The sequence below is a fragment of the Peribacillus sp. NPDC097295 genome (assembly GCF_044761665.1).
Classification (GTDB): domain Bacteria; phylum Bacillota; class Bacilli; order Bacillales; family DSM-1321; genus Peribacillus.
In genome coordinates, this window is the sequence record NZ_JBIWCW010000004.1 from 17,783 (window position 1) to 40,874 (window position 23,092).

General features: G+C 40.4%; 24 protein-coding genes and 2 riboswitches. Of the genes, 4 read left to right on the forward strand and 20 right to left on the reverse strand.

Annotated elements, in window-relative coordinates; all coding sequences use genetic code 11:
* Positions 1-4: 4 nt before the first annotated feature.
* Positions 5-247 (forward strand): DNA alkylation repair protein, encoded by a 243-nt coding sequence (locus ACIQXN_RS08640; protein ID WP_402964784.1) that lies wholly within the window; start codon positions 5-7, stop codon positions 245-247.
* A 35-nt stretch (positions 248-282) separates the two neighbouring features.
* Here ACIQXN_RS08640 and ACIQXN_RS08645 read toward each other — a convergent pair whose 3' ends face one another.
* From ACIQXN_RS08645 to ACIQXN_RS08675, 7 genes are all read right to left on the reverse strand, one after another.
* Positions 283-450: a DUF2188 domain-containing protein gene (locus ACIQXN_RS08645; protein ID WP_402964787.1), complete on the reverse strand. Its 168-nt coding sequence runs from the start codon at positions 448-450 to the stop codon at positions 283-285.
* Positions 451-513: 63 nt separating this feature from the next.
* Positions 514-1,440, reverse strand: a complete 927-nt coding sequence (locus tag ACIQXN_RS08650; RefSeq protein WP_402964791.1) for a CobW family GTP-binding protein — start codon at positions 1,438-1,440, stop codon at positions 514-516.
* 125 nt (positions 1,441-1,565) lie between these two features.
* Entirely contained in the window at positions 1,566-2,099 is a 534-nt protein-coding gene (locus ACIQXN_RS08655; RefSeq protein WP_402964795.1) for a cupin domain-containing protein, read from the reverse strand.
* A 21-nt stretch (positions 2,100-2,120) separates the two neighbouring features.
* Positions 2,121-2,744, reverse strand: a complete 624-nt coding sequence (locus ACIQXN_RS08660) for a methylthioribulose 1-phosphate dehydratase (protein WP_402966062.1) — start codon at positions 2,742-2,744, stop codon at positions 2,121-2,123.
* Positions 2,745-2,749: 5 nt separating this feature from the next.
* Positions 2,750-3,406: a 2-hydroxy-3-keto-5-methylthiopentenyl-1-phosphate phosphatase gene (locus tag ACIQXN_RS08665; RefSeq protein ID WP_402964799.1), complete on the reverse strand. Its 657-nt coding sequence runs from the start codon at positions 3,404-3,406 to the stop codon at positions 2,750-2,752.
* Positions 3,407-3,408: 2 nt separating this feature from the next.
* A complete protein-coding gene (gene mtnW, locus ACIQXN_RS08670; protein WP_402964803.1) occupies positions 3,409-4,641 on the reverse strand; it encodes a 2,3-diketo-5-methylthiopentyl-1-phosphate enolase in 1,233 nt (410 codons plus the stop codon).
* A gap of 148 nt (positions 4,642-4,789) precedes the next feature.
* A riboswitch (SAM riboswitch) is annotated at positions 4,790-4,942 on the reverse strand.
* Positions 4,943-5,049: 107 nt separating this feature from the next.
* Positions 5,050-6,246, reverse strand: a complete 1,197-nt coding sequence (locus ACIQXN_RS08675) for a pyridoxal phosphate-dependent aminotransferase (RefSeq protein ID WP_402964807.1) — start codon at positions 6,244-6,246, stop codon at positions 5,050-5,052.
* 100 nt (positions 6,247-6,346) lie between these two features.
* Between ACIQXN_RS08675 and ACIQXN_RS08680 the strand changes: the two genes are divergently transcribed.
* The 3 genes from ACIQXN_RS08680 (at position 6,347) to mtnA (ending at position 9,696) form a co-directional block, all read left to right on the forward strand.
* Complete coding sequence (locus ACIQXN_RS08680) at positions 6,347-7,129, forward strand: carbon-nitrogen family hydrolase (protein WP_402966064.1); 783 nt, start codon at positions 6,347-6,349, stop codon at positions 7,127-7,129.
* A 75-nt stretch (positions 7,130-7,204) separates the two neighbouring features.
* Positions 7,205-7,359, forward strand: a riboswitch (SAM riboswitch).
* Positions 7,360-7,437: 78 nt separating this feature from the next.
* The gene (gene mtnK, locus ACIQXN_RS08685; protein WP_402964811.1) at positions 7,438-8,637 is read left to right on the forward strand and encodes an S-methyl-5-thioribose kinase; all 1,200 of its coding nucleotides are present in this window, start codon (positions 7,438-7,440) and stop codon (positions 8,635-8,637) included.
* 12 nt (positions 8,638-8,649) lie between these two features.
* Positions 8,650-9,696 (forward strand): S-methyl-5-thioribose-1-phosphate isomerase, encoded by a 1,047-nt coding sequence (mtnA, locus tag ACIQXN_RS08690; protein WP_402964815.1) that lies wholly within the window; start codon positions 8,650-8,652, stop codon positions 9,694-9,696.
* 167 nt (positions 9,697-9,863) lie between these two features.
* Here the strand turns inward: mtnA and ACIQXN_RS08695 are convergent, their stop codons facing one another.
* From ACIQXN_RS08695 to ACIQXN_RS08755, 13 genes are all read right to left on the reverse strand, one after another.
* A complete protein-coding gene (locus ACIQXN_RS08695; RefSeq protein WP_402964819.1) occupies positions 9,864-11,321 on the reverse strand; it encodes a lmo1851 family serine protease in 1,458 nt (485 codons plus the stop codon).
* Between the two features lie 269 nt (positions 11,322-11,590).
* Positions 11,591-12,295 (reverse strand): purine-nucleoside phosphorylase, encoded by a 705-nt coding sequence (gene deoD / locus ACIQXN_RS08700; protein WP_402964823.1) that lies wholly within the window; start codon positions 12,293-12,295, stop codon positions 11,591-11,593.
* A 232-nt stretch (positions 12,296-12,527) separates the two neighbouring features.
* Positions 12,528-12,698 carry a YozD family protein gene (locus ACIQXN_RS08705; RefSeq protein WP_402964827.1) on the reverse strand — a complete coding sequence of 57 codons (171 nt, stop codon included), beginning with the start codon at positions 12,696-12,698 and terminating at the stop codon, positions 12,528-12,530.
* Positions 12,699-12,866: 168 nt separating this feature from the next.
* Complete coding sequence (locus ACIQXN_RS08710) at positions 12,867-13,574, reverse strand: hypothetical protein (protein ID WP_402964832.1); 708 nt, start codon at positions 13,572-13,574, stop codon at positions 12,867-12,869.
* Positions 13,575-13,748: 174 nt separating this feature from the next.
* Positions 13,749-15,512: an ATP-binding protein gene (locus ACIQXN_RS08715; protein ID WP_402964835.1), complete on the reverse strand. Its 1,764-nt coding sequence runs from the start codon at positions 15,510-15,512 to the stop codon at positions 13,749-13,751.
* Between the two features lie 27 nt (positions 15,513-15,539).
* The gene (locus ACIQXN_RS08720) at positions 15,540-15,767 is read right to left on the reverse strand and encodes a YozE family protein (protein WP_402964840.1); all 228 of its coding nucleotides are present in this window, start codon (positions 15,765-15,767) and stop codon (positions 15,540-15,542) included.
* Between the two features lie 497 nt (positions 15,768-16,264).
* Positions 16,265-16,543 carry a YokU family protein gene (locus tag ACIQXN_RS08725; protein ID WP_402964843.1) on the reverse strand — a complete coding sequence of 93 codons (279 nt, stop codon included), beginning with the start codon at positions 16,541-16,543 and terminating at the stop codon, positions 16,265-16,267.
* Positions 16,544-17,962 carry a lysine 2,3-aminomutase gene (kamA, locus tag ACIQXN_RS08730; protein WP_402964847.1) on the reverse strand — a complete coding sequence of 473 codons (1,419 nt, stop codon included), beginning with the start codon at positions 17,960-17,962 and terminating at the stop codon, positions 16,544-16,546.
* Between the two features lie 112 nt (positions 17,963-18,074).
* Positions 18,075-19,457, reverse strand: coding sequence for a sigma-54 interaction domain-containing protein (locus tag ACIQXN_RS08735; protein ID WP_402964850.1), 1,383 nt, complete (start codon positions 19,455-19,457; stop codon positions 18,075-18,077).
* Between the two features lie 83 nt (positions 19,458-19,540).
* On the reverse strand, positions 19,541-20,383 hold the full coding sequence (gene ablB, locus ACIQXN_RS08740) for a putative beta-lysine N-acetyltransferase (RefSeq protein ID WP_402964854.1): 843 nt from the start codon (positions 20,381-20,383) through the stop codon (positions 19,541-19,543).
* Positions 20,384-20,461: 78 nt separating this feature from the next.
* A complete protein-coding gene (locus tag ACIQXN_RS08745; RefSeq protein WP_402964857.1) occupies positions 20,462-21,730 on the reverse strand; it encodes a peptidase in 1,269 nt (422 codons plus the stop codon).
* 16 nt (positions 21,731-21,746) lie between these two features.
* The gene (locus ACIQXN_RS08750; RefSeq protein WP_402964861.1) at positions 21,747-22,412 is read right to left on the reverse strand and encodes a 3-oxoacid CoA-transferase subunit B; all 666 of its coding nucleotides are present in this window, start codon (positions 22,410-22,412) and stop codon (positions 21,747-21,749) included.
* Positions 22,379-23,092, reverse strand: coding sequence for a CoA transferase subunit A (locus ACIQXN_RS08755; RefSeq protein ID WP_402964864.1), 714 nt, complete (start codon positions 23,090-23,092; stop codon positions 22,379-22,381). Before ACIQXN_RS08755 ends, ACIQXN_RS08750 begins: the two co-directional genes overlap by 34 nt.

Genomic DNA, 23,092 nt, shown 5'->3' on the forward strand with positions numbered 1-23,092 from the left:
TGCATTGTCTCAAGTATATCGCTGTCCGAATTGCCGGACAAATAAATCTCGCTTCAATCTCATTGAACAAGTACCGACCCCTGTTAAGAAAGATCCACAATCAGGTGAGATTGTTGAACAGTATTCAAATGATTCCCTTCAGCCCTTTCACTTAGCATATAACGGGCCTGATGTTCGAGTACAGTGCGCAGCCTGTGGCTTAATTGAGGATGAAAAAACATTTGCCGCTTTTGGTCTCCAGTCATAAAAAAATCAGGCCCTTTTAATGGGGCCTGATTTTTTTCACTCATTTCCGACTGCCATTTTTGCTCGATCAATGGCTATTGGAATCGCTTTTCCTTCATCATAACCTTCATCAAGTAATGCATTCGCAATCTCGATTGCTTTTTCACGGACATCTTCATCCAGGTTTTTCATTGAATTAGGATAATCACTTTTATTCCACGGCATCTATATTGCCTCCTTGAAGACTTGTTTACCCTTCATTTCCCGGTTTTGATGGGAGGTAAACACCTACATAGCTGCCTTTGCTTCCAAAGATTTCAACTCACTGATTATAGTGTCTTTATTCAGTTTTTCTCCAATAATCACGATATTCAAAGGCATTTTAATCATTTCATTCATATACAATGGCATGCCGTATGAATACTGAAATAAAGTAGGGTATTGCGAATGGGTGAAGGAAAGATAACCCTTCATTCGATACACCGTTTCAGGTAAGGCCCTGAGCCAATCTTCAAAATCGGTTTGATTAATGGCCCCTTCAAAAGTGTGCACGATTGCACTTAAATGGAGATGGCTATGTACATCTAGCTTTTGATGGTTTGTATGTTGCTTCCTATGCATTTGCTGCAGGGAACTAAGGGCAACGGCAGCATATTCCGTCAATAAGCATACAGCTTCGGGATTCAATCCTTGAATCGAATAAATAAGTTGAGCGGCTTCCATTTCACTTACCAAATCAGCTTTATTTAATAGTATGAAATCTGCATGGTGGATCTGTTCGGATAGTAACTGACGAAGTTGCGGCGAAAGCTGTTCACGATCACGCCACCTCAATAAATCGACAACTGTGATAATCCCTTTATACTCCAGATTATTAGCAAAAAGTGGTGACATAATTCCATCAAGTACTTCAACCGGATGGGCAGCCCCTGTCGTTTCAATATACACGGCATCTAAATCATTTTCGATCAGTAATTCTTGCAGCTGAATTTCAAGTTTGTCCTGAATGGTACAACATATGCATCCATCGAACAATTCCTTCAACGGTACATCATCACCAATAAGGCCGCTGTCTACCGACACACTGCCAAGTTCATTTAAAAGCACAGCCACTTTTCTGCGCGCTTCACTTTCCTGCTTTAATATATTTCGAAGAAGCGTCGTTTTCCCACTGCCGAGAAAACCGCCTAATATGTATATTTCGGTCGTTTTCATTAATATCTGCTCCTATGATCCATGCTATTTTTATCCCCGTTAAATTTTATCATACTTCTCCTGCTAAAGCACACTGGGAAACCACACAAAAAAGCCAGCCCGAAAGCTGGTTTTTAAATCGTTTATCATGCCTGAACTTCATCTTTTTCATAAATGGGCACCCAGCCGGCTGGTGTAACGAAAATGCGGACGGCCACTGTTTTTCTATCTTCTGCTAGTGTAAAATAATGGCGAGTCGATTCAGGTACGCTAATTAAATCTCCAGGGTTGAGGCGTACATCAAACCATTTCCCCTCACTGCCTTCAATGGCAAAGATACTAGTTCCCCCAGCGATGAACCGTACCTCATCATCTTCATGATGGTGTTCTTGCTTGAAGTTTTGTAAGAGTTGATCTAGATTTGGATTGGCATCTGATAATGAGATAATATCATGCGCTTTATATCCTCTTCTTTCTGATATTTCACTAATCTCAGACTGGAAGGCTTCAAGAATTTCATTTTTATCGGCATCCGTTAGGTCATATTTTTCTACCAAATGAGCTGGCAATTTTGAAATGTCCCATTGTTCGTAAATGACGCCTTGTGTCTCTAAAAAGCTATGAACCTCTTCATTTATTTCTATTACCTCATTTGTTTCATGAAATCTAATTGTAGCCATTAATTTTCCTCCTTTAAGGTTTTATATGATGGTTCCTGCCACTACCTTTTGCTGATTAAGCAGCAGCTGGTATTGGAACAGAAATTCACATGCTTCTAGTATTTTCTTTGCTTCCAGTCCACTTTTTCCCCAAACGGTGATGCCATGATTTCTGATAAGCACGACACCCGTGTCTGCAACGACATGAGGACTGAATGTTTCGGCCAACAGAGGAATATGTGCATGATTATGGATGATGGGTATCTTCAACTCTGAATCTTCCAGCCATCGGCCAGTCGCTTTGATGATTTCATGATTTCGGAACGTCACTTCCCCCACTTCACCATACAACTCAGACATCACGTTATTTTCAACGGTATGCACATGGAGGATGCAATTCGCTTCGGTCTTCCGATAAATCTCTGTATGAAGGAGTGTCTCGGCAGAAGGTCTGAGTTCGGTCATTCCGACTGGTGCTCCAGACAAATCCACCAATATAAAATCTGAGTCTGTCTGCTTACGCTTATCTTTGCCACTAGCCGTTATATAAAAATTCGAGCTTTTAGCCACACGGATCGATAAATTCCCACTCGTTCCCATGAACCAATCCCGCTCCGCCAGTTCAGCCTTTATTTCCGCTAATTCCTGCCACTCTTTTGAAAGCATCACTCTTACACCTCCTGTAGCTTTTTTAGAATATTGATTACATCATGGAAAGTTTCAAATTCATGATGAGGAATAGCTTCTTTTCGACACTTTTCAAGCAGCCGGTCACGTGCAATTACAAAATCAGCTTGTTTAGCGGCTTCAAAATCCGTAACCGAATCTCCGATAACCAGCCTGTAGTCATTTCTCGTTGAAAGTTTCCTCATAATTGATGGTTTACAACAGCCACATTCATAATCACAATGCTCATCACATGTATGCGGCCACTCAATCAAAATTTTTTCTTGATCAAAATTGGCATGATTACAATAGACGCGGTCTGTAGACAATAAATCATTCAAAAGTGGTTCAACGAAGAAATCCATTCCACCACTTACAATATAGAAAGGAATATCTTCTTTTCTTGAAAAATCAACAAAGTCACTGAATCCCGGACGAATGCCCGCTGTATCCTTCACATAATGGATGATGTCATCCTTTAAATCGCTGTCCAGCAGGGAAAACATCTCGCCCACACCTGTAGAAATACTGATTTTTTGCTGAAGGACGCCATCTTTTAATGCCTCCCAACCTGGCGGGGCGAACTTCTTCATGATTGAGATGATATTATCCGAGTTGGTAACCGTTCCATCAAAATCACAAAAAATAATCGGTTTGATCATGCTTATAATCCTCCCCATAGGGCCAGCGCTTTTTGAAGGGCATGATCTTCCCTAGCTGCTAGAGACAATGATTTCCCAGCAAGGACAGCTTCTACTGCTGAACGGAATGCCTGTGCTCCGCCCTTTGCTCCTTCAGGGTGACCATGGACTCCACCACCCGCATTTATCACGCTTTCCACTCCAAAGTCCTTGATGAGATCAGGTACCATACCTGGATGTATGCCCGCAGAAGGGACCGGGAACGCCTTTTTCCATGATGGCTCATTTTTCGTCAACGCTTCAGCAATCGCCAATGTCTCTGCTTTATCGAGTGCCACATTTCCATATGGAGAAGGGAATAGGGATAAATCAGCACCTGAGAGCCTTACCAACTTTCCAAGGAGAAGCGAAAAGCTGACTCCATAAAATGAAGATGAAGCTAATGCCCCGCTATATGCCGGATGAGCCATGATCGGCAGGTTAATCCGATTATTTTCACGTAAAGCCTGCAGTACATCTAACCCATATGTATGAACGTTGAATAATAAGGCATCGGCCCCTGCTTCAGCTGCACGCTCTGCTTTATCCATTAATTCGAATGTTTTCCCTGATAGATTCACAGCATATAAAGTCCGATGCCCCGTTGTTTCATAGACATCTTCCAAAATGGTCTTCCCAGTTCTGACTCTATCGAAAAATGGCGTCTGATCTTGATCAAAGAGGATTTCATCATCCTTTACAAGGTCGACTCCACCCAATGCCTGCTGCAACAATTGTTCATTGTGATAAGCAAGATCCCGACCTAATACCCCTTTAAAAATACTCATCACGAGGGGACGGTCAAATACATTAATTTTTTCCCTGATTCCAGTAATGCCAAATCGAGGACCTGGGAATGCCTTTTGAATATCACCGACAAAATCCAAATCTATCAATTTGATTTCCCCATCCAATGATAGTTTACCGAATACCGTCGTCAGGATGGCCGGTAGATCATTAGAAAAATTACCTGCCGGGTAGGCAATCCGGATAATCGAACGGTATACTTTTTGACCGAAATAGAGATTAGCCCTATTTTCTTCAGGAAGGGGTGTTACGGAAATCACCCTCCCTTTATGTTTTTCCAATTGCTTCTGCACCAGTTGAGGCAGTTCGGTCCAAGTGCCTACCGTCAATCCTAATGCAATGCCTTCTGCTTTTTTCTCATGCTCTCCTTTGAAATCATGAAGTAAATACGTAGCGATTATTTCGCTCATCTGATCACCCCTAATACGTTAAAAGTCAATGTTGAAGTATTCTTCATTTACCCAGCTCTGCCCATTTGAAAAAGAGTGATATTTACCCATCCATTTTTGAGCAAAAAACAAAAGCCCCTTCCTAAAGAAGAGGCTTTAAAAAGCCATCTTCTTATCTCCCAGCCGGATAGCTGCAAGAATTAGCACCGTGCCTTATGGATCCAACATGGATCCGGCGAAATTTCCGCCCCATTTCACAATGGAATTACAGTCGGTTGCTGGGTTTCATCGGGCTAGTCCCTCCACCTGCTCATAATAAGAAAATGCTATTATATTTTTGTTCAGTTTCTATTTTAAAAATTTAGAATTATTTATATATTCTTTCACGCAATTCATACTTTGTCAATAGGTTTTAGTGTTTTAAATCATTCAAACCTTAAACTGACTATTTTTCTCAAATAAGTTCAATGCACCAATTCTGTCAACCGCTTCTTGAAGTCTCTCTTCTGAAGTAAGAAGTCCTACCCTGACATAACCTTCACCAAACTCACCAAAACCATTTCCTGGTGCAACAGCGACATGAGCGTGAGTTAATAAGTGATCCGCAAAGCTCTCAGATGTAAATCCTTTTGGAACCTTAAGCCATGCAAAAAAGGAAGCATCGGGAGAGTTAACTTCCCAGCCAATTGACCGTAATCCTTCAATCAATACATTTCTTCGACTTTCGTACAAGTTCACCAGTTCATTCACACAGTTTTGGGAATTCAATAAGGCACATTCCGCCGCTTCTTGTATGGCGGGAAAAAGGCTGACATAAAGATGATCCTGAAATAATTCAATCGCTTCAATGATACTTTCATTGCCAACAGCAAAGCCGACTCTCCACCCCGCCATATTATAGGTTTTAGATAGAGTATAGATTTCTACTCCGACTTCTTTCGCTCCTTCTACCTGGAGGAAACTTACCGGTTTTTTTCCATCAAACCCAATTGCACCGTATGCAAAATCATGAACCACACAGATCGAGTGTTCTTTGGCCCTTCTCACGGTTTCTTCAAAAAACTCTTCTGTTGCCGAAGCACCAGTAGGATTATTCGGATAATTCAAAAACATCATTTTGGCTTTTTCAAAGATTTCATTATCTATTTCCCTGTAATTGGGGAGAAAATCATTTTCTTGCGTCAAAGGCATAATTTCCGTTTTAGCCTGTGCTAAGGTCACTCCTGATAAATAATCGGGATAGCCAGGATCAGGCACTAAAATTGTATCGCCTGGATTCAGCAAGCACTGCGGTAATTCCACCAGGCCAGCCTTTCCACCAAATAGAATCGCCACTTCCGCTTTAGCGTCTAGCTTGACGCCATATTCACGTTCGTAAAAGAGAGCCGCAGCTTCTTTTAAATATTGATGGCCGCGGAAAGGAGAATATTTGTGATTCATGCTATTTTCTGCCGCTGTCTGCAGTTTTTGCACAATATGACCAGGAGTCGGTTGATCTGGATTTCCCTGACCAAGGTTAATGACATCATGTCCTTGCGCCGTTATTTTATTTACTTTCTCAACTAAAGAAGCAAAAAATTGCTTGGGAAGCTCCTGAAGCAGTCTGGATTTTTCGAATTGTACCATTTTTACACCTTCTCTGAAATTTCTTGAAATTATAGTCACAAATGATATATGGTTATCATAATCTTGTAAAGTTCTTTTTTACATATGGGGGAATAAAATGATGAAATGGAAAATTTCCTGTCTACAAATGGATATTGCCTATGGTCAGCCAGATATTAATTATCAGGTGGCAGAACAATGGATTGAAAAAGCCTCACAATCTAAGCCCGATATCGTCATGTTGCCGGAGCTATGGACAACTGGCTATGACTTAACTAGATTAGAAGAAATCGCAGACGAAGAAGCGGAACGAACCATTACCTTCCTAAAAAACCTTGCAAAAAAACACCGCATTCACCTTGTTGGTGGTTCGATTGCCAAAAAAACCACGGAAGGTATCTATAACACCATGCTAATCATCGATAAGGACGGGAATCTCCTAAAAGACTACGATAAGCTCCACCTGTTTCAATTGATGGATGAACACCATTACTTACAACCTGGTGAAAGAGATGGCTTATTTACCCTTGATGAAAAAGTTTGTGCAGGATTCATTTGTTATGATATCCGTTTCCCGGAATGGCAGCGGGCCCATACGGTACGCGGTGCGGAGATTTTATTCATATCAGCTGAGTGGCCAAAAACGAGACTCAGTCATTGGAGGTCACTGTTAATCAGTAGGGCAATCGAAAATCAAGCCTTCGTTGTCGCTGTGAATCGATCTGGATCCGATCCCAATAATGTATTTGCCGGACATTCCATGATCATTGATCCATGGGGAGATATCATTTGCGAAGCAGGAGAAGAAAAGGAAATACTACTGGGCACCCTTGATTTGGTCAAAGTGACAGAGGCAAGGAGTAAAATCCCCGTATTTGAAGACCGTCGTCCTGAATATTATTAATTTTACGTTGACAAACTATTTAAAATATTGATATCATTCTATCGAAGATTAATATTTCTGAAAATAAAAACAATACTCTTATCAAGAGCAGGCTGAGGGATAAAGGCCCTATGAAGCCCAGCAACCGACTGTAATTCCATTGTGAAATGGGGCGGAAATTCCGCCGGATTCAAATCCACAGGGCACGGTGCTAATTCCACCAGAAAAGATTACTTTCTGGGAGATGAGAGGTCCGAAGATAAAACTTCTGCCTCTTTCTATATGAAAGAGGCTTTTTACATTATATTCAAAGAACTGGAGGGAACGAAATGACTCAACCATCGAATTTCAAACTTTTGACCAACGAAACGGCAATCGCCCTGACAAAAAAACTTGGCCTAATCCATACAAATGACTCACTCCAATGTAATGAAATCGGTGATGGAAATTTGAATTATGTTTTTCACGTTACCAATCCCGACACCAATAAAGGAGTCATCATCAAACAAGCAGTTCCTTATGCAAAGGTCCTTGGCGAAAGCTGGCCATTGACTTTAAAAAGAGCCGCAATCGAAGCTAATGCACTCATCCAATTTGGAAGCTATTGTCCTGAATTTGTCCCAAAGGTCTATTATTCTGATGAACAGCTTGCCATCACCATCATGGAAGATCTATCACATTTGAAAATTGCCCGGACTGGATTAATCGATGGCAATCATTTCCCATTATTATCTAAACATATCGGTGAATTTGTCGCTAAGACCGCCTTTTATACGTCAGATTTTCATCTGGAACCGTCAGCGAAAAAAGAGGTTGCGCGAAACTTCACGAATCCTGAACTCTGTAAAATTACTGAGGTCTTCATTTTTACCGATCCTTTTTTTGAGGAGCATCCAGGTGAGTTCGAGCTTGAGTTAAAGGTGGCTGCCCAGACCATCTGGAATGATGCTGAACTGATACTTGAAGTAGCTAAGTTAAAACAGTGTTTTGAATCCGAACAGGAAGCCCTCCTTCATGGCGACTTACATACAGGAAGTATTTTTGCAAGCGATATAGAAACAAAGGTGATTGACCCTGAATTCGCTTTTTATGGTCCTGTTGGATTTGACCTTGGCCAATACATTGCGAATCTTCTCTTCCAAGCCATTACACGCCCCGCTGCTGAAAAGGAAGAAATCTTTACATATCTTCAGGAATTTTTGGATACGTTTGAAGAAACATATACGGCTCTTTGGAATTCGGATAACAAAAGCCCGTACAGTAAGGTTGATGGTTATCTTTCTTATGTACTTACCAAATTCAAAAGTGATGCATATGGCTTTGCTGGCTGTGAACTGATCCGGAGAACCATCGGTTTATCTCATGTTGCTGATTTAAATGGCATCGAGAATAAAGAAACTAGAATTGCAGCTAAAACGGCCACCTTGAAAGTCGGTGCCTATTTAATCAAGAATCGAAAAGAACTGAATATTCCAACAGTAAATGAAATCGTAAAGCAGTATACACTAGCTTCATATTCAACATTATAAGGAGAAATACATATGACAACTACAATACCATTACCCCTTTCCGTCCAATGGAAAGATACCCATATTACCTTGTTGAATCAACAGGCCTTACCTTCAAAAACAGAATTCATTGAACTTTATACGGTTAAAGATGTTTATGACAGCATCTTAACCTTGAAAGTCCGCGGTGCCCCGGCCATCGGTATCACTGCAGCATATGGCGTAGCTCTTGGTGCGACCCAAGAAAATACTACGGAATTATGGCAATTCAAACAAAATGTCATGAAGCATATTACGAAACTTGCTTCTTCAAGACCTACAGCGGTCAACCTTTTTTGGGCACTAAAAAGAATGGAGAAAACTCTACAAGCAGCCAAAAGCATACCGGCAGCCAAAAGTGCCCTTGTTTCAGAGGCAAAAACGATCTTTACAGAGGATGAAGAGATGTGCCGAAAAATAGGTGAATACGGGCTATCCTTATTCAACGAAGGTGACTCTATCTTAACCCATTGTAATGCCGGGGGCATTGCCACGGCACGGTACGGAACAGCGCTTGCACCCTTTCATCTAGCCAGGGAGAGGTCCTTGCCCATAAAGGTTTATGCCTGTGAAACCAGGCCTGTCCTGCAAGGGGCGCGGCTTACCGCATGGGAACTCATGCAGGCAGGTGTCGATGTTACTTTAATCTCAGATAATATGGCTGCTCATACCATTTTGCAGAAAAAAATTGGAGCCATCATCGTCGGCGCTGACCGTATAGCGGCAAACGGTGATACTGCCAATAAGATTGGAACATTAGGTTTAGCAATTTTAGCTAAACATTATGATATCCCCTTCTATGTAGCCGCACCATCGAGCACGTTCGATTCATCTCTTGAATCGGGAAACTCCATCCCTATCGAAGAACGAAATGGGGATGAAATCACTTCCATACAAGGAGTCAGGATTGCTCCTGAAAATGTAAAGACATTCAATCCTGCCTTTGATGTCACACCGAATTCACTTATAACAAGCATCATTACCGAAAACGGAATCATAACACCCGATTACAGGAACAATATCCCTCTATTTGTTAAGTGAATCTATTTATAAACTGATATATCAAAACAGACTTATTAACGAAGTCTGTTTTATTTTTTTATATTTATTCTGCCGAGGTTCTTTTTGGTAGATATTAATACGGTTCGTTCCCATAACGAAAAAATGGCCTATCAGCGAAAACTGCTGACAGGCCATTGTAAAACAGATTATTTAATTTCCTTTTTTAAAACTTCCACCGCTTTTTTCACTTGAGTATCATTTTCAAGGATTTTATCCCTGATAACTTCCATCAATTTAACGGTTGTGTCGTCTTTAATGACACCTGTCTCTTTGATTTTATGATCGCTTTGGAATTCTTTGACCGCTAATTTTGTATCTTCATCAAAGTAATTATCCACTTTTCCTGGTTTATAACCCGCTTCTTTCAACATTTTTTCAGCAGCTTCCACTTCACTCGATGAATCAGACACTTTCAACGCTTTATCCGGCGAGATATATGGAAGAGTAGCATATTCAGGAAGTTTCACTTTGATATCTGGCTGTATTCCTTTTTTATGAATCCAATTACCTTCTGGAGTCAACCATTTTTGTGCAGTATATTTAAAATTGGAACCATCCTCAAAGTCTTCGGCTTTTTGTACAGTACCTTTCCCAAATGACTTTGTTCCTATTAACTGAATATCCGCCGATTCACTTACAGCAGCAGCAACGATTTCAGATGCACTGGCACTGCCATCATCGATCAACACGACCACAGGTAATTTCATTTCTCCATTATTTTGCGATTTATAAACTTCTTTTTTTCCATTTCGATTCTCGACCTGAAGAATTACTTCTCCATTCGGGATAAATAAGTTTGCCATTGCTATGGCTTGGTCAAGCAATCCACCCGGGTTGCCACGCAAGTCCAATATAAGGCCTTTCATTTCTTTTTTATTCATATCTTCCAGAGCTTTATTTAACTCTTCAACCGTATGCTCAGAAAAACTTGTAACCTGGACTTTGGCGATTCCACTCTCAAGCATTTCCGAATAAACCGTTTCAATCGGAATTGTATCACGCTTAATGGATAAGGAAATCGGTCCCTTTTCACCGACTCTTGAGATAGAAAGCTCTACCTTCGTTCCCTTTTTACCTCTAATTTTCAAAACAGCTTCCGATGAGCTTAAACCCTCAAGGTTTTTGCCATTGACACTAAGTATGATGTCATTAGGCCTGACCCCTGCTTCTTCTGCCGGTGATCCTTTAATTGGGGAGACCACCATGATTTGTCCATCTTTTTCTTGAATCTCGGCACCGATCCCTTCAAAGGAAGATGAGATACTCTCATGAAAGCTTGATGCTTCCTTTTCATCCATATAAGAGGAATAAGGATCATCCAACGATTCAATCATCCCATTTATTGCTCCGTCCACCAGTGTGTTCTCATCGATTTCTTGATAGTAGTCATCTTTTATCTTATCGTATGTAGAATACAGCTTTTCAAATTCAGAATGATTATTCGGTGCTAGTGACTCTACTTTTTCATCTCCAAAGGTCAACGCAATAGTTGTAATTCCTGCGGTTAAAAATATGAGTAAGAAAACTCCCATAATAAATGTAAACTTCTTTATTTTCACATATTTCCCTTCATCTTTGGGCTGTTGTCGATTTTCTTCTTCCACTGAAGCTTCACCACTTTCATTCTTCATGACAATATAAATTAATACAACCTATTTTAACAGCTTTCTTGCCATTCGAAAAACTTTAGTTATCAAATTTTATGTAATCGTTCGCTTTATTCCTTTAATTCAATAAAATATCATGATGGACTTTCCACACTTTTATTCTATGTAAGTGCAAAAAATACGGACACCAAGGATTAAGTAAAAAACTAAATAACTATCTTAGTCTCATTTAATCCTGGTCACCCGTAAATAATTAAAGCTTATAATCACTCTTTAATGGCTGCTTCTAATGATACTTCAATCATTTCGTTAAATGTTGTTTGGCGCTCCTCGGAAGTGGTTTCCTCACCTGTTAATAGATGATCGGAAATCGTTAAAACGGATAGGGCTTTACGACCAAACTTAGCAGCGAGTGTATATAATGCAGCCGATTCCATTTCTATAGCTAGGATTTGGTACTTCGCCCATTTTTCCAATTCACTATTATCATTATAAAATTGATCTGCCGTAAACACGTTACCGACCTTTAATTGCAAGCCTTTCATCAGTCCTGCATCATATGCGTTTTTAAGCAAATCAAAATCCGCTGTAGGAGCATAATCAACGCCACCGAATGTCATCCGATTCATTTGTGAATCTGTTGAAGCACTCATTGCCAAGATTACATCTCGGACCTTCACATCTTTTTGAATGGCACCTGCAGTACCGACACGGATAAGTTTTTGCACATTATAGCTACTCATCAGTTCATTAACATAGATCGAAATAGAAGGGACTCCCATTCCTGTACCTTGAACGGAAATACGTTTCCCTTTATATGTACCTGTATAACCAAACATGTTTCTAACTTCATTGTATAATTTAGCATCCTCTAAAAATGTTTCTGCGATATATTTTGCACGTAACGGATCTCCAGGAAGTAAAACCGTTTCTGCTATTTCATTTTCTTTAGCACCAATATGTACGCTCATTATTAAAATTCCCTCCTTGACTAGTGGTTGAAATGACATTCCCAATTACTATAACATACCAACCCCTTGTAAGGAAAACAGAACTTTTTTGTTTAACGATGGAAGAAAGAAAATAGGATATTTCATCTTTCGAAATTATATGTAAGACCGCAACAAAACGGCGGAAATCCGCCGTCTTCTTTGTTGTTTTAAGGAGTAATGGCAAGGAAAACGCCCATTGATGGATGATACATCACTCATCGACTTCTTCATCAATAATACATTTTTCAAGAAGGTATTCGAATGTGATGTCAGCAAGATCTTCTACTTCAGATTCTTTTGGAAGATAGCCCCGCTTCAACAATTCTTGGAAAAAGAATTCGGCTATCTCCTCTGTATCAATAAAAACCTCAATTTCTCGCAAATCATCGCCCCCTTAATTAAAGGTGTATGAATGTATCGTTATAAATATACCAGTAGTCCACATTCTGACCAAAACCTTTTTGACCCTAATTCATAGATTCAAGATTTCATTAGCGTTAACACTCCATTGGCAAGTACTACATGTATAAATTTTCATTGAGAAAGCCTTTTATTTCGTATGTTCTTTTTTATGACCTGGATACATATCTTCAGCCGCTTTCTCAATTTTAGCAAGCGCTATTTTCATGATATGTTGATATTCATCATCGCCAAATTGTTTAAAAAGCTTACAATAATCATTATATAAATCTAACAGTCCATCAATCATTTCCTTTTTTTCGTTTTTTGTCATAGTCATATCTCGCTCACCTTTACCAGGGTTGTTTTTTTTAGCAATGATAGTAAGCTCGTTATTCTTTTTAGGTAATATCAGCCCTAATTTTTGAATGATTGCATCTGCACGTTTGGCGTCGGCTATTAACGTCAATTCTTCTTCATGCGCTTCCAGCCATTCCCCGTCGGAGATACGTGATAATTCATATATCACATCCTCCCAGGCATTCTCTTTATAGCGCCAAATCTCTGTTCGATAGCCTATTATCTTAAAATAATCATACTCGTACCCATCGACCTGGACTAAATCACCGATAATATACTTATATTCGATATCAATTTGTTCCTGTTGATACAGGATTTCTCCTTCGTACTCAGTTATTGACTGCAAGGTTTTTTCAATATATAGGCCTTCACTGTAATTTACTTCATACACATAAGAACCATCGAGATATTTTATATCGGTTATATTCCCGACTGTCCCATACATTATAATTACGACTGTATCGCCTAATTTGAATTTCGGCTGATTTTTCTTGCCCATAAGAGACATCCCCCAATATGGTCCTTATCGTTTGATTAGTAAATTATATGCATGAACAAACAAGGTGGTTAATAGAAAAGAGGGGGCATTTTACTCATTTAGAAGGGTCTGGCCAAAATCTTTCAAGATGAATGTCATTTCTACTAAGTAAGGCAAAACAAACAAACCGTCTTTTTAAATGAGACGGTTTGTTGTTGGAATCGTCAAAATCACTTCCGTACCTTGACCATATATGCTATCAATTTGAAATTTGCCTTTTAGTTCATCCATGATTTGGATACATGTAGCCACTCCCAAACCATTTCCTTTTGCCTTTGTCGTATAAAAGGGCATACCAATATTCTTTAAATCTTCAGGTCTAATTCCTTTTCCATTGTCCCGGATTTTCAACTGAACAAAATGGGGATCGACATCGACTGTTATGTCTATCTTTCCTTTTACCTCGACCGATTCGCAGGAATTATTCAGGACATTAAGGATAACTTGGCGTAACCGGTTTTTATCAGAATATGTATAGACGCGTTCTGTCAATGAATGAACGATTGTTACATCAGGATTTAGATTAGAAGCGGAATAGACGTCCACAAGATCATCAATGAACTCTTTTAAATCCAAATTCTCCAATTCAAGCTGGTGAGGTTTTGCTAAATCAAGCAATTGAGTGACAAATACATTTACCCGATCCACTTCACCAAGCATCACATCACTATACTTCTCGATTAGCTCTTTTTCATAATCCTGATTCTTCAATAGTTGGAGAAATCCCCTGATTGTCGTCAATGGGTTCCTTATTTCATGTGCCACTCCTGCAGCCAATTGTCCGACATACTTTAACTTTTCAGTACGGACAATCTCCCTTTCCCTGTCCCTTATCGTATCCATCATCCTTTGAAAGGCGTGATTCAATTTCTCCATTTCTTCAAAGCTTTTTTTATTTGAAACTACGAACTCTTTTCCCTGAACGAAATCTTCAGTGGCTTCCACAAGATCATGTACAGGTTTCACCAGAGACCTTGTAAGTATATAAACTCCTAGAATGATTAATACAAGTACAAAAGTATATATGGATAGATAGCGAGATAAGAGATCATTTAACGGCTGATATACTTGTTTTTTATCAGCACCGACCACCACAAACCATTTATTTTCCGTTTGGGCAATCGTATGGACATACTGTATGGAGTATATTTTCTCCCCATTCTCTGCACTAAATAAGTCTTCTGATTTAGCCGATTCCAGTAACTGTTCTTTTGTAAGACCCATATCCTCTAAGGTAGAGCTCTCTTGTACACCATGTGGATCATTTTTGGAAATCATGATTCCATCCTGATTAATCATATAGAAATTTACAGGGTACTTTTCACTAATATCATTGGCCTTTTTCTCCATCATTTCCCAAAGTCCTGATAACCGGAAGGCTGGAGAAACAATACCGATCATTTCACCTTTGCGATCATTCACCGGTGCACTTAAGGCTATAATCGGTTCAGAAAATGCTTTCGTATTATAAACATCCGAAAGGAATCCTTGACCCTTTAAGCTTTCTTTAAACCATGTTCTATCCGCTAAATTAGCTCCAATCATCTTATTGGAAGTATCAGCCACGACCTTACCTTCCAAATCCACATACACGGCACCATAATATTGTCCTTTCGCATCTGTGAACCTTTTCAATTCTTCAGTCTTCTCTTCTGTAGAAGAGTCAGGATTGATCAATACCGAATTTGAACTCAATAAATTAACATCACTAATCCGTTCATTCAAATAATTATACATTTCATTTACGATATTAAGAGAACCTGTAGTCAGTACATTCTTTGCTTCTTTAGCAAGCAAGGTACGTTGTGATTCATAAGAAATCACTCCCAATATCAAAACAGGTAAGCTGGATATAATTAAAGAATAAAACAAAATTCGGGCCTGAAGGCTTTTAAACATCCTTCCGCTCCCCCTATTCCTGAATCTCTAATGCATTCCTTCTTCTATTTGGACATATTGATCCCATAATTGATCAAATATAGTCATACTATCTAAATAATCACCATTCAACTCTAAATAACTGCTCACTTCATGATAGTCATCCGATTGCTTAGGAAAACTGTGATCCTCATAGGCATGATTGGCGAATTTTGTAATCTCATCAACTTCCTTGGGCTGCCGATATTTCATTAAAAATAAATAAAATGGTCTCATGTTGAGCCCCCTTATCAAAATACTATGATTTAAATCCTAATATATCGGAAACTAACGCTTTCGTCTACAACTATAGAATTCTTCGTTGTTATTTCCCTTTTGATTAAAGATTCCACCTCGATACTTTACCATGAATTTTGTTTATATAGTTTAAATTTTACGGTGAAAATAATGTTTTTCTCGTAATTTTTACAAATTATCCCTTTTTGTGATTCATTATCAAAATCTCATTGGTTCTTCAAGCTAAGCGTATTGCTTTCAAAGAAAATTAAATATGAGTGCATTACAGAATTCCCTTTTACATTCATTTCCTTTTTAATTCTCTTTATGCCTGATTGGTGTACAATTTCTTCACATATGTATCGATTCTAGACAACCAATCATGCATTGAGGAGCTATTTCTTTTGAAAACTAAAAAAACATCCATCCAATCCTTGGGATCAGATGAATGTTTTATCAAGAATCATCGTTTTAATTATTTATAGAGTTTGCTCCTCCTATGAAAAATCAAAGTAATTCCGTTTCAGCATTCGCTTCATATTTATTAATTCTTCATACGTAGTCTGCTTTTCTAGCTGTTTCGTATCGATTAAAAACAACTGGTCTTCAATTTCCTTCACAATCTGGTCATCTTGAAAAAGAGCATGACAATTTTCACAATAGGATGATGGTGTCTCTGTAATCTCAACTGCTCTCGTACCATCTGGCAATTCCCAATAAACCGTACCCATTACCGAAGATAGTTTTCCTGTTTCACACCATGGACAATGTTCCACTTACTCACCCTCTTCCTTTTGGCGTTGGGGCGCAGGATTCTTTATTTGCTGTGCCTGGAATTTCTTTTCTTTTAGCTGATCACGTTTTTCGCGTTGGTTTTTTAGGGAGGCATGCTCTGGGTTGGTAACGTATTTTTCACGGCGGTTCATCCGCTTCAGGCCTTCTGGTACTAAATTGAATTGTTTGTCATTCATCAGACCGGATATCCCCGCATCCGATTGTTTCGTTTCAACATTCGGATAAACCTCTTTGAAGTAATCGTCTGCAAGTCCTGGTGTATAGTTCTCCGGTTCTGGATAGGTTGTGATTACACCTTCAAAATTCCTTAGCACCGTCTTCGTCGGGGATTGGGACAGGATATAATTAGGCTGCAAAGTGATCTTCCCCCCTCCCCCTGGTGCATCAACAACGAATGTAGGTACCGCATACCCCGAAGTGTGTCCGCGTAAGCCTTCGATAATCTCGATTCCTTTTGATATCGGGGCCCGGAAATGACCGATACCTTCCGACAAATCACATTGATAAATGTAGTAAGGCCGAACACGAATCTTGACAAGATCATGCATTAGCTTCTTCATGATCGGCACACTATCGTTAATGCCAGCTAGTATCACTGCCTGATTGCCAACTGGCACACCGGCATCGACCAACATCTCACACGCTTTCTTCGATTCTTCCGTTATCTCTATCGACGTATTGAAGTGCGTATTTAACCAAACCGGGTGATATTTCTTTAAGATTGCACACAGGTTTTCAGTGATACGCTGGGGAAAAACCACAGGAGCACGCGTTCCAATCCTAATTATTTCCACATGGGGGATTTCCCGTAGGTTCTTCAAGATATATTCGAGGATGGTATCATTGATCAGTAAACCATCACCACCAGAAATAAGTACATCCCTGACCACTGGGGTATCTCTTATATAATTGATTGCTGCATCTAATTGTTTTTTGGGAACCCCCATACCGATTTGGCCTGAAAAACGTCTTCTCGTACAATACCGGCAATACATGGAGCACTGGTTCGTCACCAAGAATAGGACACGGTCTGGGTAGCGGTGAGTTAATCCAGGGACTGGCGAATCTTCATCTTCATGAAGCGGGTCTTCCATGTCATATTTGGTTTTATGCATTTCTTCCGAGATTGGGACAGACTGCATCCTTATCGGACACCTGGGGTCTTCTTTATTCATGAGTGAAGCATAATAAGGGGTGATATTTAATGGGATCGTTTTTGTGGAGATCCTTACCCCTTCCTCTTCATCAGGGGTAAGATCGATTACTTTCTTCAAATCATCCACATTTCGAATGGTATTCGTCAACTGCCACAACCAGTTGTTCCATTGTTCATCTGTAACATCTTTCCATAGCTCTATATCTTTCCAGTTACGGTCAGGTTTGTATAAGTCAAATAACATAATGATACCTCCTAAGTCTTGATAGTAGTATTTAATGCAAGAAGGGTGCCAAAATTGCCCACAAACTAAAATATGAACGGTAAAAAACCCGGTTTTCCGGATTTTTTACCGTTCATATATGTTTCTTGATTTTATATTGGAGAGTCTGCCTTGGGATGTTTAAAAGCTTTGAAGCTTGAAAGACATTGCCATCGGTTTGCAAAAGCGCCTCAGATATCAATTTTGTTTCCATCTTCTTCATGGCCTCGCGTAAAGGTAAGATTGTCCTTTCAGGACCTTTGCCTTGTTTTAGAAACGGAGGTAAATCGTCTTTTGTCAAAACTTCCTTTTCGGTATGAATCATCATGAACTCAACGGTATGCTTGAGCTCCCTTACGTTACCTGGCCATTGATAGGTATGTAAGATTGCTTTCGTCTCTTCATCTATACCACTAATCGAGCGATTTAACTTCTGGTTAAAGTGTAAAACAAAATGATTGATCAGCAATAAAATATCATCTGGACGACTTCTTAATGGGGGGAGCTCATAACTTAAAACATGTAAGCGATAAAATAGATCGTCACGAAGCTTCTTTTCTGCGACAGCCGTCTTCGGGTTTATGTTCATCGCGGTCATGATTCTTACATCCACCTGTATGCTCTTGGCTCCCCCTATCCTCCTGACGAAACCATCCTCAAGCACCCGAAGCAGCTTAGCCTGTAAATCGATTGGCATCGATTGCAACTCATCTAGAAACAGTGTGCCTCCATTCGCCAGTTCAAATAATCCTTGACGCTCGACCGCTCCGGTATAACTACCTTTCGAGGTACCGAATAATAGTGAGTCCAATAAATTTTCAGGAAGTGCCGCACAATTTTGAGCAATGAATGGCTCATCTCGCCTATTGGAGTTTTGGTGGATACTTTGGATGAAAAGTTCTTTTCCTACTCCACTTTCACCATGTACTAAAACCGAAGATGATGACCGAGCGGCCTTTTTCCCTTGTGCAATCAGCCCCTTAAATGAGGCGTCTTCGGTTAAAATATCAGCGAAGGTATATAAGGTTCCATTTGTCGCTACTTTTTTATCTTTGCCAGTCGTCGGTTTAAGCGAGCTTTCCAGATCTGCTAATCGTTCAGATAGTTGTTTCAAGCTCGAATAATCTTTCGCAATCTCTATAGCGCCCATTATTGAGCCATCTACATAAATAGGCAGGGTTGTATTGAATGTCTCTATGATTCTGCCATGTGCATTCACATACGACTGCTTGTGGTGGTAGATGGGCTTTTCTGAATGGATTACACGCAGTAAGGTCGAGGATTTATGGGTTAAGGACGGAAATGCTTCAAGCAATGGTTTTCCGAGCACTTCCACTACCTTCATTCCATCATGGTTAGCTGCCACTTCATTATAAAAGATAGTTTGTCCTTTCATATCGATGACATGAATTCCTTCATCAATGCTTGCTAGAATTGCTTCTAAGACCTCATTTGTGTTGAAACATTCACTGATCAATGTCTTCCCCCTCTCTAATTCCTTACTTCATCTATATGAAACAGTGACGAAAACTTGTCAAAATTGTGCCTAAAAATGGGCGGTCATGTATGATTCTTCACCCATAAGTTCATATCCTCCATTTTATCGAAAATGAAACAGTTATTGGCCAACCGTCCTCGATAACGATAACCATGCTGATGCAGTACTGCATTCATTCCAAAGGAGAGGGAGCGTGCGATTGAGTAGATACAATAAATCCCATGCGAGACAAGGTGCCTTTCAAGCTTTTCAATCAAGTGCTTCATCAAACCATACTGTCGATATTCGGGCAATGTCGCACAATCCGTAATCTCCGCATTATGGTAGAAATCATTTATTTCAGCGGATGCCGCACTGACGATTACTCCTTCATGTTCGAAGATATAAAAGACCGTTCCGTTTTCCATACACTTCTTAACATATAAAGGATCATTCATGGGTGTTGGGTAAACTTCGAACACTGTGCGGTACAATCCTGCAAGCTTAACTGCATCCGTTTCATCTGCCATCCTTCCATGATAGGAGGATGGGGGAGTATCTACCCCTACTTTTAATGGAAGTCTCTGCACACTAGCGAGAATTTGGTCCTCTTTTACCCAGTAGGAACTGTTTCTCCGCTCAACGTTGGTGTATTTAACGAGGAAATAACAGTCACTTCCTAAGAAGAACTTATCGATGCTTCCCTCATATAAAAAACCTCGTCCCAGCAACTCAGGTACATTTTCCTTTCGTGCCTTGAAGATGATTTTCTCCGCCGATATTTTTTCTGCCACTTTTAGGGACTCATCTATGCACTCTTGTAAGTTGCCTAGATAATCTTCAACCCGTACCCTCTTGTTAAAACGATCCAAGGTAATATGTAATGTAGAACGTGATAATTGAATTCTTTCTTCAACAATGTCCATTCGACTCGCTCCTTTCGTCGTTTGCAAACGATTGTAACAAGGGCCTAACCCTATCTACGAATCAGACCCGGGAACCTTTTACCTTTGTCCCTCTACTCCACACCACTCCAATATAGTTAGAGCTATGATCTCGGCTGCTTCAATCATTTTATCCACTTCGATATATTCATTGGCGTCATGTGCCAATTTCGTTTCTCCAGGCCCGAAGACCACTACGGGAATCAACCCGACCGTGGATAAATACCCTCCATCCGTTCCCCATGGGGAGGCTTCAACATCCGGCTGTTCACCCACTACTTTTTCATAGTGCGTTGAAAGGGTCTCCATTAATGGATGATTTATCTCAAGGCTTCCCGGCAACCACCTAGCCCCGAACCATTCCAGTTCAATCGGCTTTTCCTTGAACCATTTGTCTGTACGGTTCAAAGCGTCAATCCGTTTTTTCAAAGAGAGCTGTGCCGCTTCCATCGTTTCCATTGGGGCAATGCCAAATCTACCTTCTAGAATGGCTGTATCTGGCACAGAAGAAGGCCAATTCCCACTTTGGATGCTTCCGACATTAATGGGGATGGGGATCGGAATGTTACGATAAAGGGGATGATCCATCGTTTCGTTACGCTCCTGTTCAAGTTTCTTGATTTCATCCAACACACCATAAGCTTTATCTATCGCGCTTATTCCCTCATAGCGGGTTCCTCCATGTGCTGATTTCCCTTTGATTTTCAATCGAAACCACATCGACCCTTGTTGAAGGGGAAATAATTTCATATTCGTCGGTTCTGGAATAATCGCACCATCCGCTTGATATCCCCTCAATACTGTCGCGAGCGAACCAGCACCCCCACTTTCCTCTTCAATTACACTTTGGAATATCACATCGCCCTTTAATCGTATGCCCGTTTCAACGATAGATTCAAGCGCCAACAACAAAGAAACATTCCCGCCTTTCATATCCGTCGTTCCCCGTCCATACACTTTTCCGTTCTCTACCTTCCCGCTAAATGGATCATCGTGCCACGCAGACATATCACCTTCAGGAACCACATCAATGTGTCCATTCAAAATAAGCGATTTACCGCCACCACTTCCCTTCCTAACCGCGACAAGGTTTGGATTCCCTTTAAAGTCTTTACGGTCACAATAAAAATGAGGATGATTACGTAATTCACCATCCCCAATCTCCCATAGATCGATGTCAAGACCAATCTGGCGGCACTTTTCGACTACAATGGCTTGTGCCCTCCCTTCCTGGCCTCGTTTGCTTGGTTCCTGCACTAATTTTTGTAGTAATTTTATTCCATCATTCCGATGTTCCTTCAACCACATACTGATTTTCTCTTCATACATACCACATCCTCCTCTCTCATTCTTTTACTATACAAAGCTTGCTGGACACATGAACATAAGCTTCTGTTCTATTTTTGACTTCTCCTATGGTCGTTGGAGTGAATAAATCAGTTAAGAGGAGACCTTCTGGAGTCACAGAAAACACGCCAAGCTCCGTGATGACCATATTTACACATCGTTTGGCCGTTAATGGCAATGTACAGTTCTTCACTAATTTAGATATGCCATTTCTATCACTATGCTCCATTAAGACAATGACCTTTTTTGCCTTAGCAGCAAGTTCCATTGCCCCACCCATTCCGGGTACCCTCTTTCCAGGCACAATCCAATTAGCCAAATCACCAAATTCACTCACTTCCAGAGCACCCAAAATCGTAATATCCACCCGGCCACGCCGAATCATGCCGAAGGAAATCGTACTATCACAAAATGATGCCCCTTCTCTGATGGTTATCGGAAAGCCACCTGCGTTACAAAGATGTTCATCTTCGAGGCCCATTGCAGGCGAACTGCCCATTCCAACAATTCCATTTTCAGCATGAAACATTACTTGGTGATCAGCTCTTAGATGATTCGGCACTAATGATGGTATGCCAATCCCTAAATTGACCAGCATTCCATCACAGATTTCAGCGGCTGCTCTTTTGGCTAACCGATTTCTGGCTTCGGCTCCCAAACCCATTTCCAATCGACTCCTTTTGATGGAATGATATAATCTACAAAAGCACCAGGTACAATGATTTTCTCTGGATCCAGGGAACCTAGCGGAACGATTTCTACAACTTCGACAATCGTGATTTGTCCTGCAGTCGCTACGAGTGGATTCGTATTTCTAGCACTTTTGTCAAATACCAAGTTGCCATAAGGATCTGCCGACTCTGCATAAACAATGGCGATATCGGCAGTTAATGCAGGTTCGACCAGGTAATTATTCTCCGCAATCTTTACAGTTTGTTTATCTTTAGAGACGGTACCATTATCCAGACCGATATCGGTTAAAATTCCGCCAAGGCCCATTCCCCCGGCACGGATGCGTTCTACGAGCGTCCCTTGCGGGGAAAATTCCACTTCCAGCTCCCCATTATTCATGAAAAGACCAGCATTGGGATTGGAACCAATATGTGAAGCAATGATTTTCTTTGCACGTTTATTCGTCACAAGCTTCCCGATTCCGATATCGGGAAACCCCGTATCATTCCCGATTAAAGTTAAGTTTTGTACACCCGTCTCCAAAATTAGGTTGATGAGTCCCGGGGGAGTCCCTATTCCCCCGAACCCGCCAAAAAGAATCGATTGCCCATCTTCAAAGAGATGGGCAACATCTTCAAAATGACAAATTTTATTAAATGAATTTTCATACAT

Excerpts from the sequence above, each read along its gene's own strand:
- ablB (WP_402964854.1), bottom strand. The coding sequence starts at position 20,383 with ATGGACATTGTTGAAGAAAGAATTCAATTATCACGTTCTACATTACAT.
- ACIQXN_RS08720 (WP_402964840.1), bottom strand. The coding sequence starts at position 15,767 with ATGAGACCATTTTATTTATTTTTAATGAAATATCGGCAGCCCAAGGAA.
- ACIQXN_RS08660 (WP_402966062.1), bottom strand. The coding sequence starts at position 2,744 with ATGCTTTCAAAAGAGTGGCAGGAATTAGCGGAAATAAAGGCTGAACTG.
- ACIQXN_RS08655 (WP_402964795.1), bottom strand. The coding sequence starts at position 2,099 with ATGGCTACAATTAGATTTCATGAAACAAATGAGGTAATAGAAATAAAT.
- deoD (WP_402964823.1), bottom strand. The coding sequence starts at position 12,295 with ATGAGCGTACATATTGGTGCTAAAGAAAATGAAATAGCAGAAACGGTT.
- ACIQXN_RS08675 (WP_402964807.1), bottom strand. The coding sequence starts at position 6,246 with ATGGTACAATTCGAAAAATCCAGACTGCTTCAGGAGCTTCCCAAGCAA.
- ACIQXN_RS08750 (WP_402964861.1), bottom strand. The coding sequence starts at position 22,412 with ATGGGTTTGGGAGCCGAAGCCAGAAATCGGTTAGCCAAAAGAGCAGCC.
- ACIQXN_RS08715 (WP_402964835.1), bottom strand. The coding sequence starts at position 15,512 with ATGTTTAAAAGCCTTCAGGCCCGAATTTTGTTTTATTCTTTAATTATA.
- ACIQXN_RS08665 (WP_402964799.1), bottom strand. The coding sequence starts at position 3,406 with ATGATCAAACCGATTATTTTTTGTGATTTTGATGGAACGGTTACCAAC.
- ACIQXN_RS08710 (WP_402964832.1), bottom strand. The coding sequence starts at position 13,574 with ATGGGCAAGAAAAATCAGCCGAAATTCAAATTAGGCGATACAGTCGTA.
- mtnA (WP_402964815.1), top strand. The coding sequence starts at position 8,650 with ATGACAACTACAATACCATTACCCCTTTCCGTCCAATGGAAAGATACC.
- kamA (WP_402964847.1), bottom strand. The coding sequence starts at position 17,962 with ATGTTATTTGACTTATACAAACCTGACCGTAACTGGAAAGATATAGAG.
- mtnK (WP_402964811.1), top strand. The coding sequence starts at position 7,438 with ATGACTCAACCATCGAATTTCAAACTTTTGACCAACGAAACGGCAATC.
- ACIQXN_RS08745 (WP_402964857.1), bottom strand. The coding sequence starts at position 21,730 with ATGTATGAAGAGAAAATCAGTATGTGGTTGAAGGAACATCGGAATGAT.
- ACIQXN_RS08680 (WP_402966064.1), top strand. The coding sequence starts at position 6,347 with ATGAAATGGAAAATTTCCTGTCTACAAATGGATATTGCCTATGGTCAG.
- ACIQXN_RS08650 (WP_402964791.1), bottom strand. The coding sequence starts at position 1,440 with ATGAAAACGACCGAAATATACATATTAGGCGGTTTTCTCGGCAGTGGG.
- ACIQXN_RS08645 (WP_402964787.1), bottom strand. The coding sequence starts at position 450 with ATGCCGTGGAATAAAAGTGATTATCCTAATTCAATGAAAAACCTGGAT.
- mtnW (WP_402964803.1), bottom strand. The coding sequence starts at position 4,641 with ATGAGCGAAATAATCGCTACGTATTTACTTCATGATTTCAAAGGAGAG.
- ACIQXN_RS08755 (WP_402964864.1), bottom strand. The coding sequence starts at position 23,092 with ATGTATGAAAATTCATTTAATAAAATTTGTCATTTTGAAGATGTTGCC.